The sequence below is a fragment of the Mesorhizobium sp. RSR380A genome (assembly GCF_054719385.1).
This window is the reverse complement of record NZ_JBTTIB010000001.1, coordinates 3,216,705-3,230,934: the sequence shown is the minus strand read 5'-3', so window position 1 is coordinate 3,230,934 and position 14,230 is coordinate 3,216,705. Positions and strand designations below refer to the sequence as shown.

At 58.8% G+C, this 14,230-nt stretch carries 7 protein-coding genes and 1 tRNA gene; 4 read left to right on the top strand and 4 right to left on the bottom strand.

The genetic code is table 11. The features are described from left to right. Positions 1-174: 174 nt before the first annotated feature. The 3 genes from ACYG9Z_RS15710 (at position 175) to ACYG9Z_RS15700 (ending at position 2,714) form a co-directional block, all read left to right on the top strand. The gene (locus tag ACYG9Z_RS15710) at positions 175-1,143 is read left to right on the top strand and encodes a D-alanyl-D-alanine carboxypeptidase family protein (protein WP_023683608.1); all 969 of its coding nucleotides are present in this window, start codon (positions 175-177) and stop codon (positions 1,141-1,143) included. A 429-nt stretch (positions 1,144-1,572) separates the two neighbouring features. Further along, a complete protein-coding gene (locus ACYG9Z_RS15705; protein WP_023752512.1) occupies positions 1,573-2,475 on the top strand; it encodes a DUF1003 domain-containing protein in 903 nt (300 codons plus the stop codon). A gap of 162 nt (positions 2,476-2,637) precedes the next feature. After that, positions 2,638-2,714, top strand: a tRNA-Arg gene (locus ACYG9Z_RS15700). Positions 2,715-3,123: 409 nt separating this feature from the next. On the opposite strand, the gene ACYG9Z_RS15695 is transcribed toward ACYG9Z_RS15700, so the two are convergent. From ACYG9Z_RS15695 to ACYG9Z_RS15680, 4 genes are all read right to left on the bottom strand, one after another. Further along, positions 3,124-4,140 (bottom strand): NAD(P)H-dependent flavin oxidoreductase, encoded by a 1,017-nt coding sequence (locus ACYG9Z_RS15695; protein ID WP_023746415.1) that lies wholly within the window; start codon positions 4,138-4,140, stop codon positions 3,124-3,126. A 180-nt stretch (positions 4,141-4,320) separates the two neighbouring features. Further along, on the bottom strand, positions 4,321-5,133 hold the full coding sequence (locus ACYG9Z_RS15690; RefSeq protein ID WP_023699229.1) for a 2-keto-4-pentenoate hydratase: 813 nt from the start codon (positions 5,131-5,133) through the stop codon (positions 4,321-4,323). Between the two features lie 543 nt (positions 5,134-5,676). Continuing rightward, on the bottom strand, positions 5,677-6,681 hold the full coding sequence (locus tag ACYG9Z_RS15685; RefSeq protein WP_084013687.1) for an ABC transporter substrate-binding protein: 1,005 nt from the start codon (positions 6,679-6,681) through the stop codon (positions 5,677-5,679). After that, complete coding sequence (locus tag ACYG9Z_RS15680; protein WP_084566324.1) at positions 6,678-9,263, bottom strand: MFS transporter; 2,586 nt, start codon at positions 9,261-9,263, stop codon at positions 6,678-6,680. The genes ACYG9Z_RS15685 and ACYG9Z_RS15680 overlap by 4 nt, the downstream gene beginning before the upstream one ends. A 1,116-nt stretch (positions 9,264-10,379) precedes the next feature. On the opposite strand from ACYG9Z_RS15680, the gene ACYG9Z_RS15675 reads away from it, so the two are divergent. After that, positions 10,380-14,222 (top strand): GAF domain-containing protein, encoded by a 3,843-nt coding sequence (locus ACYG9Z_RS15675; RefSeq protein WP_198020723.1) that lies wholly within the window; start codon positions 10,380-10,382, stop codon positions 14,220-14,222. Positions 14,223-14,230 lie beyond the last annotated feature (8 nt).

Below are 14,230 nucleotides of genomic sequence, written 5' to 3'. Positions count from 1 at the left end.
GCGGATGTCGAGGTTGCCGTTTCAGCGCCGATGATTGGCGAAGCCGAAGCGACATCTGATCTCCCCCCTTGCGGGGGAGATTGGCAGCGTCATCGGCAGCTCCGCCGTTAACCAAATGGACGAACACAATGGGTTAGGCTAGGTTCCGGCCCTCTCAGCAACGCCGGACTTGCCTTGCCAAACTTCCATTTCCCCTCCCTCGTCCAAAAATTTCTCGCAGCCCTCCTGCTGCTCGTCTTCGTGGCCGGCTGCAGCACCACCGCACCGCCCGACAGCGTGCTGGCGGTGCCGGCGCCGCAGGAGAAATATGCCGCCATCGTAATCGATGCCGGCAGTGGCAAGACGCTGTTCGAAGTCAGTTCGAGGGCGCAACGCTATCCGGCGTCGCTGACCAAGATGATGACGCTGTACCTGCTGTTCGAGGCGCTGGAGTCCGGCCGCGTCTCGAAGGAAACGCAGATCCCGGTCTCCGACAATGCCGCCCGGCAGCCGCCGACCAAATTGCGCTTCAAGCGCGGCGAGAGCATCGATGTCGATTCGGCGATCCGAGCGATCGTGGTCAAGTCGGCCAATGACGTGGCGGTGGCGGTGGGCGAATATCTCGGCGGCTCGGAGGACCAGTTCGCCGCCATGATGACCTCGAAGGCGCGCCAGATCGGCATGAGCAGCACCGTCTTCCGCAATGCCTCCGGCCTGCCCGACGATGGCCAGCACACATCGGCGCGCGACATGGCGACGCTGGGGATGGCGCTGCGCGCCCGCTTCCCGCAGCAGTTCCACTATTTCTCCGAAAGCGACTTCATGTTCCGCGGTCGGCTGGTGCGCGGCCACAACGACATGCTCGGCCGGGTGCGCGGCGTCGACGGCATTAAGACCGGCTATATCAGGGCATCCGGCTACAATATCGTCACGTCCTACAATGCCGACGGCCGGCATCTGATCGTCGTGGTGATGGGCGCCGACAGCGCACGCCAGCGCAACGACCATGTCGAAGCGCTGATCCAGCGCAGTCTTTCGCCGACGCTGGCCGATACCAAGACGCGGCTGATGTTTGCGGGAGACCAGCCGGCAGCATCGCCCGGCCTGCCGCCGCCTGGTTTGCCGGCGCAGGGGTCGCAGTTGCCTGGTTTACCGCCGCAATAGAACCCGTCGTTGGGTGGAGGAACTCTGAAACGCCGGCGGACAGCACCCCCCTCTGGCCTGCCGGCCATCTCCCCCTCAAGTGGGGAGATTAGCAGCTTCGGCGTCTCGCCTCTTTTTCGTGTTTGGCGAAGCCATGGCGACATCTGATCTCCCCCCTTGAGGGGGAGATGTCCGGCAGGACAGAGGGGGGTCGTGAAGGATCGCTGCCTCATCTTAACTCTGCAGCAGGCGCGACCTTCGTCGGCAACAGCACTTCGGCGGTCTGGTTGCCGAGCAGCAGGCGAGCGAGGCCCCGGGGGCTGCGCCGCCACAGGCAATTGCAGCAGGCATTCATCACAAGCGCTTGCACAAGCCCCCAATCTTCACCGCCACAGTGGCTATGCCGCCTCGCCTTGGCGTATCGTGGGCGCGACAGCAGGAGCCGGCATCATGAGCCCAAACCCATCCGAACAGGCCGACAATGAAAACGACAGCGGCGGCGAGTATTTCGAGGCGCCGACCGACCACGACGCCGAGCTGGTGGCCGACGAGGCGCTGGAAGCGCCCGATGTGCCGGACTCCGAACCCCATGGCCGCCTGAAGCCGAAGCGGAAACCATCGGCGATATCGGGCCGCAAATTCCGCAAGCGCGACCTGGTGCGCATCGACGACCTGCGGCCAAGCCTGGCCGACCGCATCCGCTCCGACCATCCCGACCTGCCGCGCGGCGCCCGCATCAGCCGCGAAGAGCTCGGCCGCTACCGCATGCGCTACATGGAGGAGTTGCTGCAGCAGGAGCATGGCGAATTCTCCGAGCTCGACCGCCAGGTGGTCGAATCGATCGCCAGGCAGGACACGATTTCGGAAAACTCGGAAGAGGAGTTCGAGGAGCACCGCTCGTTCGCCGACCGCGTCTCCGACAACATGGCGGCTTTCGGCGGCAGCTGGTGGTTCCTGATCTCGTTCGGCAGCGTGCTTGCGGTGTGGATCGGCATCAATTTGATCGCGGGCGTGAGCAGCGCCTTCGACCCCTACCCCTTCATCCTGCTCAACCTGCTGCTCTCCTGCATCGCCGCCATCCAGGCGCCGATCATCATGATGAGCCAGAGACGGACGGAGGCCAAGGATCGCCTGCGCTCGTTCAACGACTACCGGGTCAACCTGAAAGCCGAGCTGGAAGTGCGCCATTTGCACGAAAAGCTCGACTATCTGATCTCGCGCCAATGGACGCGGCTGGCCGAAATGCAGCAGATGCAGCTGGATGCGATGCACGAACTGACCGGCGCGAAGAAGGCGAAGCGGGCGCCGCGCAGGGTGCGCAGGCGGGTGGCGAAGGTGGAGGTGGCGGGGTGAGTCCCGGGCTGAGGCTGCAGGGCGGACGCGAAGTTGCCAAGCCGCGCGACGTGGCTTCGAAAATATCGCCACGCCAATTGCCCGTTGAAGCCCGCGCCGGCTTCCGCTAAGAAGCCGTGGCTGGCCGGCCTATCGGCTGGTTCGTTTTCAGGTTCCCTGAAGGCACCCGTAGCTCAGCTGGATAGAGCGCTGCCCTCCGAAGGCAGAGGTCACAGGTTCGAATCCTGTCGGGTGCGCCATTTTCGTTTGAATTTCAATGTATTAGATGGCCATAGGCGAAATGCTCTTGCGCAAGGCAATATGCCCGTAAGCAGTGGAGCGAGCTTTGGCCACTGGCTGACTGACGTCGACGGGTACAAGTGTGCGTTGGATTCATTGATTTTTGCGGAGGCGGCGCGCCCCATGATCCAAGGGAACGGTTGAGCGTTGCTCCTGGAGGCAGCACTCAAACCGTTCGGTTCGTGGTGGTTTTGACCGGTATGCGCCTCACGTCGGCCATTGAAGTGTCCTTGGTCGTCTCCCGAAAGCAGACATTCGGCTCAGGTGGAATTGTGTCCGCGTTCCCTGTTGCCGACCTTCGCGAGGGATACGCCTTCCGTCGGGCAATGGGCAGGCGGGCGATCGCACGCCATGGTCGAAGCCGACCACTCAGTTCTCGCCTGTCGTTCCCAACCGGGCTAGGACCGACTGCGCTTCAGCAGCGATTTCGCGAACTATCTCCGCGGCCGGCTGAATTTTCTTAACCAGCCCGACTCCCTGGCCAGCCCACATTGGCAAAGCGTCGATGTCACCCTCCACGTCGATGACCGGCGCCACCGGTGCGTAGCGCTTGATGTTGCCCCTTGAAGCTGAAACCGCGACAATGGCACCCTCACCGGGCCGTTGTCCAACTGGTGGTCGCCCGGCAACCTCCCATGCTGCCACTGTCTTGTTGCGCAGCACACGCGTGGGCGCATCTTTCCAAGGGCCGCCATCAAAAAGGTTCTCGAGATAGATTGTGTCTGTTTCCGACGCGGCCAGCAGCCGTTCGCGGTAGCGGGCGTGGAAGTTGGCCTCGGCGCTGGCGATAAACCGGGTGCCGATCCAAACACCAGCGGCGCCAAGGGCGAGTGCAGCGGCCATCCCCCGGCCGTCAGCGATCCCGCCCGCCGCAACCACCGGAACAGGCGCGACCGCATCCACCACGGTCGGAACCAAGGCCATAGTCGCGACCGTTCCCCAGACGTGGCCGCCAGCCTCCCAGCCTTGCGCAACGACCACATCGACCCCGCAATCGACGGCCATCCGTGCCTCATCGGCCGATCGAACTGTCTGCATCACTACCGCACCGCTCGCCTTGGCCCGTGGAGCCAGTTCCGACGGATCCCCCCAGAACATAGAGATAATCCGGACACCTTCCTCGAGGCAGGCATCGAGGCGAACGTCAGGATCCAAATCCAGTCGCAGATTGACGGCAAATGGCTTTGTGGTGAGCGACTTCATTTCCCGCACACGGGTCCGCAGCACTCCGAGCTCAGCAAGCCAAAGGGCTATCGTCCCGAGCCCGCCGGCCTCACTAACGGCGGCCGCTAGGGGCGGCCCCGCCGGTGCGCCTAAAGGGGCAATGATCGGCGCGAGGACGATAGGCACCTCGATGCCGAGCAGATCGCAGAGTGGCGTTCTCATAGTTCATTTCCTGCAGGGTTAATCTGTAGCGCTTCGGTGGGGCGGCAGGACGTTCGCAGAACTTCCGTGTTGCGGCACAAGGCTTTCCGACTTCGTTTACTTCACTATTCCATCTTGTGGTTTTTGGTCGCAGCACGCGGTCCTCCGCCTAACGGCCACTCGGCCTCTGCGCGTCGCTGGCTAAGTTAGCCGAACCTGGATGTCTGCAAAGTGAGCGCCCTTGACGCTGGCCCTCCACAGTTCGCTAGACACGGCGGGCAGCGCTTGCGTTAGCGTGCCTGTCGTGACGACTTCACCCGCGTGTAGTGGCTCGCCGTCGTAAAGTGCGAGTTGTCGCACAAGATACCCCAGCGCCTTGATCGGGCTGCCGAGGACCTGAGCACCGCCTCCCGTCGCGTGCGCCCCCGCCGCTTCTGAAAGTGTGACCGAAAACGATTCAAGCTCGTCGGCCCAATGTTTTCGAGTTTCGCCGATTGGGTATCGCGCGCCTAGCAGCAGTGCGACATGCACACCGGTCGCTGCCGCATCGGATACCTTGAATCGCCAATCCGGGAAGATCGAGGTGCAGATCTCAAAGTCAAGGGCGGCCCATTCGATGCAATGCAGAAGATCGATATCCTCCATACTCGGATCGGGTGCTTCACACAGCCCAAGTGCGACCTCAGTCTCCATGCGGACGTTTCGCCAAGCACCGAGTGGAAAGGTGCTTCCCGACTTCAAGTCGATAGTTGATGCGTCATAGAGATAATTCCAAATCGGCCCCGAAATGCCGTAGCCAGCCCATGCGGCAGCGTTGGTGAAGCCAATCTTCCGGCCGATAACGCGCTCACCCCGAGCCTCCCGTCGGCGTCGGATATCGTTGACGATCCGATAGGAATCCTCAAGGCCAAATCCAGGAAATCGCTCAGAGAAAGGCGGCACCTCACGGGGTGCGGTCATTGTATCGAACACCTCATCAGCAATCTTGGCCAATGTCTCGTCGGATACACCCATGTGGCTACTGTGCACTCATTTCGATCTAGCGACAACCATCATGCGATACCGGCCTTGACTGGGAACACTGAACGTCTGTTGTCAGTGGCACACTAGTGGCGCATTGCTGACCGGCACGAACCAAATGGAAGACGGATGCCCAAGGTCAAAGGTGAGAGCGCTCTCGACAAGGAGCGCGCCAAAACAGAGAAGCTCCTCAAAAAGGTTGGATACACAGCCTTGAAGGAGGCGGGTGTGGTGTCCAAGCGACCCGACCTCCCAAATCTAAAGATTGAAAAGCGAGGGAATTAGCGCGCCACTCGCGTACTGACCCGCAAACCTAAGCAGGGGCCATTCTCATTTTGAGGAGTCGTCTGCAAATTGGGTTTCACGACGGTGCGCGAAGATCAGAGTTGACGAGTGAACCGGCTACTTTCAGATTCAAAACCGCCGGACAGCAATGCGCCTCACCTCGGTCATTAAAGTTAACTGTGTCACTGCCTTTAAGCGGACATTGCCGGCGACCACGCTGGGCGTCGCGGGTGCGGCGATAGTCGCTTCGCGTCACTCCACCTTCTCAACGAATTGCAGGAACTCGACAGGTGGAAACAAGTTGAGTTTCTTAGCGACCTTCATGTTAACCACATAGGCGAACTTCTCCATGGCGACGACAGGCATGTCGCCAGGCTTGGCACCCTCCGCCAGGATCTTGGCCACCTGCTCGCCGGCCAGCTTGCCGACGTCGTAGTCGCGGGCGGCCACCGACATCAGCGCCCGGGATTCGCTGACCAGATGCTCATAGGGGCTGAGCACCGGTAGACCATTTGCCACGGCAGCATCGGTGAAGACGTCCGCATTCTTTTCAAGGAAGGTGCTCGAGCCCAAGTAGACGAATTGCACGCCGGCCGCCTTCAGCTGAGCGACAGCCTGGGGGAGCTTGGCTGGATCCGGAGTTCCATCGGCAAGCGCCGGCAGTGGCAATGCGTCGAATTTGAACTTCATCTTTTCCGACAAAGCTGTCAGTTCCTCCGTCTTTTTCACCGAGTTGGGCTCACTACGGTCGAACAGGAGGCCGAGATGATCGAAGCTCGGCAGGTAGCGCTTGATGCTCTTAATGTTGACGCTTTCGGGAACTCGGTTTCGGGTACCGGTCACATTGGCGCGGCCAGTCTTTTCGTAGCTTTCGATGATACCCGCACCGATCGGATCGGCTACCACGGTGAACACCACGGGGATGTCATTGAGAAGATCGCTGTTCTGCTGGTCTTTCAACGTGCCGACCATGCCTAGAGTAGTCTTGGTGCCCCAGGTGACCACCACGTCAGCCTTGCGGTCGCGTGCATCCTTGACAAAGTCGGGCAGCTTGCTCTTGTCCTGTGCCGCATCGTCGACGACGAAACTGACATCAATTTTCTTTTCTTCAAGCGAGTCCTTGAGGCCCTTGCAGACATCCTCGCAGCCCAGCCACGTTATCATCACAACGGTCTTCTCCGCCGCCTCGACCCGAGGCGGAAGAACGAGGCAAGAAGCTAGCGCGGCCCCGGCCAACATAGGGTATGTCAATTTCATGCTTTCCTCCCTGCGATGATCGGCAAGCTGTGGCTTGCCACGTGGTAGATGAGATACGAGCCAACCCCGGCCAGCACCAAGATGGCGATGAAGCCCATTGCGGCGGAATAGCCAAAACTGCCAGCGACGCCGGCGATCGCGACGAGGCCCACAACGCTGCCAATTCGGTCCATGACCCTGACAGCGCCAAGGACCCTTTCCGAACCGATATGGGCCAGCCTTCCTTCCGCAAGTTCCATCACCGTGGCCGTCTGCGGCCCGCTCACCAGGCCGTAGCCAAGGCCGGTGCCGATTGCGGCAACGACCATTGTCCAGCCGTTGGTAACTGCCGCTGCTGCGAGCAGCGTCACTCCGCCAAGCAATGCTCCGGCGACAGTGATGCCCACTGCCGAGATCCTGCCGGCAGGCAGTCGCCCATACAGTGACCCTGACAGGATCACCATCAGAAAGTAGATCATCATCAGGCGTCCGGTATCGGCCGTGGAGGCGCCCAACGCGTTCATCTGCAGCGACAGGAGATAGGAGATGAAGACCTGATCGAGGATCGTTTGGGGCAAGATAATGCCAAACAGCAGGGTCGCGAACTGGCCATCAGCAATTGTTCCAAGCAACTGCCGCAGCTTAGAGCGGCCGCCCTGCTCGGTGAGCGCCGAAACGTGGGTGGGGCCAGGGAGCATGCGCAAGATCATCGCTGCGGAGATAACGATCAAGACGGCACAAACCAGAAATACGCTGCGCTCGCCCAGACGGTCGGCAACCACGCCCCCCAGTGCCGTTCCAGCATAGAAGCCGCCAAACATCGCTACGTGGAACAGCCCTAGCGCTTGGGCCCGCTGTTCCTTTGGGGCAGCGTCGATCACGTAGTCCTGGCAAGAGAGTGAAGCAAAAGCATAGCCAATGCCGCTGAACACACAGAAAAAGATAATTTCGAGCACATTGGTGGAAATGAAGAACCCAAAATTCGAGAGGGCCGCTGGGATGGAAGCAAACACGAACAGGTTGCGGTGCCCGAAGCGTTTCGCGAGCGGACGCGCATAGGGCGAACCGAAGACAATGGCTGTGAGATAGGCGGCGAGCGGCAAACTGATAACGATGCCTGGGTTGAGCCAAGTCAGCGGATTGTCGGCATCCCGGACATAAAGCGAAAAGAACGACAGTGGAAATGAGTCAGCCGCGGCGATGAGGAAAAGCGGAAGTCGCACATCGCCTAGACTGCAAAATCTCATGATGAGCGGCCGGCCAGCCGGTATAATGAAGTCCGGTTCCAGTTGCACGGCACGGGTGCCCTTGGGTAGCTCCTGGGCGGCTGCCATCATTGCCGCAAGCCGCTCAGCACGCAAGGAAAGGGCTTGGCCCAGCCTATCGACGGCGCTAATCCCGCTCACGAGGATGCGGTGGGAGAAATCGCCGGCCGCCTGAAGCTTCAGGATGTAGTCGAGGCGGGTCAACGGTCCGGTTAGCGAGTGATTGGTCATCAAGGAGACCAGTTCAACCGCCAACAGGATTGTCACCAGCGTCACCACCAGGAGGTCGAGAATGAGATCGCGGAATTCACGCGAAAGGTATCCCGCGTTCTTGATTACGACGACATTGGCCACCAGCTTGTTGTCGACGACGATCGGCACGACGGTCCCTGCCTGTAGCATCACCGACGTCGTGGTGGGCGGGCGGGTGCCCATCTCCAAAATGGGTCGGTTGGTGACCAGCGCGAAGTAGGAAATTTCTGGAAAGTCACGAAGCAGGGACGAGAAGAATTCGCGTCCACCGACCATCATATCGAGTGGCACACCCGCCTTAAGCGTGCGGGCAATAGCATCATTGGCAATGCTGCCAATAAGCCTCGTGCGCTTGTCGAGTTCGGGAGCAAAGGAGTCATCGATGCTGCGGTAGGCGACAGTGCCGAGCGATACGGTGATCCCCAGCACCAGGACGGCTATGAGCGCCGTAAGCCGTCGCGACACCGTTACAGCCATGGGGCTATCGGGAACCGAGATGACGTCGGCACCCTGTGGCCCCGCAGGTGGAGCTTCCGCGCGCTCTGCCCCAATAAGCGCAGCAAGTTTTGTAGTTGCCAAACGGTATTTTGCGGTGCCCGCGGCGAGCGTCGCTCGAAAATCGGCAAAGTCGCCGGCAGTCAAAGTGCTGTCGTCTTCGGCATGGCTGGCGATGTCGTCGAGGGTGTGGATGGCCGGACGCAGACGATAGCGCAATGCGGCGTAAGCTAGGGTCGAGAATCCGGTCAGAAGCGCCAGCGCCGACAGCCAAATTTGCGAACTGATAAGGCGATTGTGGGTCCGCAATTCGTTCATCGGGTAGATAACTGCCAATGCAGCGGCCCGCTCGTCGTTCTCGTCCTTTATGGTGGCACCGCTGATCAGCGCGGTCGCAGTCTCAAGACCCCACTGGCTGTTGGAGCCCTCTTCCATTGCGCGACCCATTTGGCGCGCGCTAAATGGAACAGCAGCATCCGGAACAGAAAGGATAACTCCGCCGGCTGCATCAAGCAGAACAATGTTGGAAATCGTGGGATCGGTCTGCCAAGCCCGGTTCAGCAGCTCTTGGGCATTGCGCACCGTCGCCACCGTGAGACCAAGTTCCGAGACTGACCGGAAGGGGGCGGCGGTTCCGCTGCAATGACCGAAAGTCGTTGCCGCACAAGCTGCGAATACACCGCCTCGTTTTGTAGCTTAACCAGCACCGCTAAGATAGTAACCACAATTGCCAGAACAACCGTCAACGCTAGCCATACGCGCACCAGAAATGTCATTTGTGCCCCTGCCGTTGTCGCGGCCCTATGGCTGTTAACTATCCCTCGATTACTTCGTCGTGATGTCGTCTTGCTCGCTTTCGAGGCGGCGGGGATCGCCTCCAGGATTACTACTAGATGTTTGCCAGCTCGGCGCCCACGCGCCAGCGATCAAATTTGAAATCGGCCTGATCCCCAAGCTAGTTAACCATTAGCACGCCCTCCATTAGGAAGACAGCGGAGGGCTGGTTGCAAACCAGGGACCTCGGCCCCCGTTCCGGAAGCAAATGTCCGCATTGGTTCGATACTGTTGAAAAAGTCCGCGTCGCGGCTAACTACGGCATTTGCGTACCGTGGCGTTCCGAAAAGACCCCACAAGTGAATCCTGATTCCATGCAAGGCGTCAGGGTGGAACGGGATTCTATTATCGGTGGTGACTTCGCGGTGCGTCGGACTCTTCAACACAATCGGTCAGTTCACGTCGATGCATGGGGAGCGCCTGAACGTCCGCTTCTCACATTCCAGGCCTCGAAGCCGCAAGTCCGCAGTCGGCCCAATTGCTGACATTCAGTCAAGATGTCGGTTTTTGGGCCGCAAGCGGACTGACAGCTTCGGGCTTCGGATCCTCAATAGCGGAACTTTAATTCGGTGCGAACATCGTCGTGACGTGACCCGAAGCAGACTTTCGCAGGTGACATCGGGCATGACCGCCTCGCGCCTCATCTGGTTCAGCGGGCACCCATGGCCGCTCGCGAAAGCGGACATTTCTCATGACCGGGACTGGGTGATTTGTGGCAGAAGCGGACATCAGAGGCTAATGGCTGCGCAAAGACGCTGGCCGGGTACTGACAATCAACTGCGCGGCATGTAACAGTGCTTGCTAATGTATGATGAGCAGTTGGGGAAGGATGCCGCTCGCACTCTTGGCGGATTTTTGGGGGAGACAGCCGACATGCAGAGCTCAGTCGAAATCGACCTTGCTGGTCGACTCGAATCAGCGGACCGGTACATTGCCGAGCTGGAAGTCGCCAAAGCATCTGGGGCAACTCAACTCAGTCAACTTTCTGCCGACAACAAGCGTCTGCTCGACCTCACCGAGGACCGCGCAAAGGAACTCGCGATCCTCAACAGCGTCGGCGAAGCAATGGCCAAGACGTTGAACGTCAAGACTGTCACACGCATCGTCGGTGACAAGGTTCGGGAGATATTCGGGGAGGACATCACGGAAATACTGCTGCACGATGAGGTATCTGATCTCATCACCGTCCCGTATTCATTCTATCGTGAGTACCAGGACGTGGAGCCGTTCACTTTGGGCGCAGGACTTACCTCAAAGGTCATTCTCTCTGGAACACCGCTGGTTATTGATACGTTTGAGCAGTCCCTCAAGTTTGATGTGATCGCACTTACCGAAGCGGAGCGATCAGAATCGTACCTAGGCGTGCCGATCATCGCGGGAGGCAGAACTCTAGGAGTTGTCAGCGTGCAGAGTTACCAAAAGAACGCCTTTAGCGAAGATCATGTGCGTCTCTTGCAAGCTCTCTCGTCGAGCATGGGAGTTGCCATCTCGAATGCCCGCCTTTTCGACGAAACCCAGCGGCTGTTGAAAGTGTCCGAGGACCGCGCAAAAGAACTCGCGATCCTCAACAGTGTCGGCGAAGCAATGGCCAAGACGTTGAATGTCAAGACCGTCACGCGCATCGTCGGTGACAAGGTGCGCGAGATATTTGGAACAGACGTCACCGAAATCCTGCTGCGTGACGAGAAGTCTGATCTGATCACCGTACCCTATGCGTTTTACAGGGACTATCAGGACCCCGAGCCATTTGCGATGGGCGAAGGTCTGACGTCCAAGGTCATACTGTCAGGCAAGCCATTGGTTTTGGGCTCGACTGAGCAACACGTTGCTCTGGGCGCACTTATACCTACGGAAGATGACAGGACCGAATCCTACTTGGGCGTGCCGATCATCGCTGGTGACAGGATTTTGGGTGTCGTCAGCGTTCAGAGCTACGAGAAGAATGTCTTCAATGAAGATCATGTGCGTCTGTTGCAGGGGCTGTCATCCGGCATGGGCGTAGCCATCTCCAACGCACATCTATTCGATGAGACGCAGCGCCTGCTGAAAGTGACAGAGGACCGCGCAAAAGAACTGGCGATTCTCAACAGCGTTGGCGAAGCGATGACGAAGTCGCTTAACCTGGACACTGTTATTCGCTTGGTAGGCGACAAGGTGCGGGAGGCTTTCGGCATCGAAGTCAGTGAAATTTTGTTACACGATAGCGAAACCGGCTTGATCCATGTCCCTTATGCATACTTTAGGACCTATAGAGCTATCGATCCATTCCCAATGGGCATGGGAGTAGCTTCGAAAATCATCACAACAGGTGAGCCCTTTGTTTTTGGCACTCTTGAGGAAGGAAAAGAGCTTGGCGCCTACTTTCCACACGAAGAGGATAGGACTGCCTCTTACATAGGCGTGCCGATCAAGTCTGGTGAGGGAACACTGGGTGTTCTCAGTGTGCAGAGCTATCAGAAGCATGCGTTCGACGAAAACGACGTGCGCCTGCTGCAGACGGTGGCCTCCAGCATGGGGGTCGCCATCGCCAACGCCCGTCTATTCAATGAAACTCAGCGTCTGCTCAAGGTGACTGAAGCCCGCGCTGCCGAACTTGCCGCCATTGGAACGGTTAGTCAGGCGCTCATAGCGGAATCGGAACTTGACAGCACGATCCAGTTGATCGGTAACCAGATGCAGGAGATCTTTGATGCCGATATTGTCTACGTCGCACTGCTTGATCCGGAAACCAACCTAATCCATTTCCCCTATCAGTTTGGCGAGGCCTTCAACACACTAACCCTTGGCGAGGGGCTGACAAGCAAGATCATAGAGACTGGCGAGCCGCTGCTGATCAATCAGGATGTAGCGGAACGTGGAGCTCAGATCGGGGCTACCCCCGTCGGCAAGGATGCATTGTCCTATCTCGGCGTTCCGATCAAGACCGCGCAAGGAACGCTTGGAGTTATCAGTGTTCAGAGCACTACGCGGGAGGGCATATTTACCGATGACTCGCTTCGCTTGCTTTCCACCATTGCCGCCAATGCCGGTGCGGCCCTCCATAACGCGCAGCTATTTACCGAGCTCAAACAGCTTTCCCTGGCGCTGCAGCAGGCAAAAGAGGCGGCCGAGGCGGCAAATGAGGCGAAGAGTTCTTTTCTGGCGACGATGAGCCACGAAATCCGCACACCAATGAATGGCGTGATCGGAATGAGCAACTTGTTGCTTGGTACAAAGCTTGACACTGAACAACGCGAGATTAGCGAGACGATCAGCAACAGCGGCGAAGCCCTGCTAACGATTATCAACGACATACTCGATTTCTCCAAGGTTGAGGCCGGCAAGCTGGAGCTTGATCCAAGTCCCTTCGAACTCCGGGAATGCCTTGAGAGCGCAATTGATCTGGTGGCCTCCAAGACCGCGGAGAAGGGACTCGACCTGGCATACCTGGTGGAGCCCGGTACTCCTGGCGGGATTGTGGCAGACAGCACCAGACTGCGACAAATTTTGCTTAATTTCCTCAACAACGCTGTGAAATTTACCGAGCGGGGTGAAATTGTCCTGTCGGTGATGAAAGTTCCGCCCGCAGTTGAGGGCGCGGGGACACCCCATGGCGGAAGCGAAGAGGGCTTCTCCACCCTGCAGTTTGCAGTACGCGATACCGGCATTGGTATACCCGAAGACAGATTGGATCGCTTGTTCAAGTCTTTCAGCCAGGTCGATGCCTCGACGACGCGGCGCTACGGGGGCACCGGGCTAGGGTTGGCGATTAGCAAACGCCTGGCAGAACTGATGGGCGGGGAGGTATGGGTCGAAAGTGTTGAAGGGTCGGGTACGACATTCTTCTTCACGATCCGCGCTGCCGTTGCGCCCGCTCCCAGGCAGGCGCAAATGTCGCTGGCAAAAGTTGAACTCGCAGGCAAGCGGCTGCTGATCGTTGACGACAACGCAACCAACCGGCGCATCCTGTCTCTGCAAGCCCAATCTTGGTCCATGATTCCACACACGACCGAGTCGCCTCTGGACGCATTGCGCAGGATTTCGAGCGGCGAAAATTATGACGCCATCGTGCTCGACATGAACATGCCAGAGATGGACGGGATAAAACTGGCCAAACGATTGCGTGGGCTTGGTGAAAGAGGTGACCTTCCACTGATATTGCTGAGTTCCTTGGTGCCTCTTGATGAGCGAAACAAGGCAGATATCGAGAGCATCAAATTTGCGGCGATGCTTCCTAAGCCGATCAAGCCCTCGCCGCTCCTCAATGCTTTCATGTCCGTCTTTGCCGTGGCTCCAACGCGTTCAGCCAAGCCTGATCAACCCAAGGGACCATCCCTCGACAGCGAAATGGCGGCGAAATTGCCGCTTCGGATCCTGCTGGTTGATGACAACATCACCAATCGGAAGATTGGGTCCAAGGTGCTTGAACGGCTTGGCTACAAGGTAGACTTGGCGGTGGATGGAGAGACGGCGATTTCGTCATTTGCCAAGGGACAACACGATGTCATCCTGATGGATATCGAGATGCCGGACATGGACGGGCTCGAAGCCACAAGGTTGATCCGCGCATCAGGCGCCGGGGACTCGCTGCAGCCTTTCATCGTGGCACTTACCGCCAATGCAATGGCCGGCGACCGCGAGCGCTACCTGGAAGCTGGGATGGATGATTACCTAAGCAAGCCGTTGCGCGTGGAGGAGTTGGTCGCCTCTCTTACACGCGCCCACCAACACAACTGACAACAAAG

Bases quoted from the DNA above. Each gene is read 5' to 3' on its own strand.
- ACYG9Z_RS15705 (WP_023752512.1), top strand. From the start codon at position 1,573: ATGAGCCCAAACCCATCCGAACAGGCCGACAATGAAAACGACAGCGGC.
- ACYG9Z_RS15695 (WP_023746415.1), bottom strand. From the start codon at position 4,140: ATGAGAACGCCACTCTGCGATCTGCTCGGCATCGAGGTGCCTATCGTC.
- ACYG9Z_RS15690 (WP_023699229.1), bottom strand. From the start codon at position 5,133: ATGGGTGTATCCGACGAGACATTGGCCAAGATTGCTGATGAGGTGTTC.
- ACYG9Z_RS15685 (WP_084013687.1), bottom strand. From the start codon at position 6,681: ATGAAATTGACATACCCTATGTTGGCCGGGGCCGCGCTAGCTTCTTGC.
- ACYG9Z_RS15675 (WP_198020723.1), top strand. From the start codon at position 10,380: ATGCAGAGCTCAGTCGAAATCGACCTTGCTGGTCGACTCGAATCAGCG.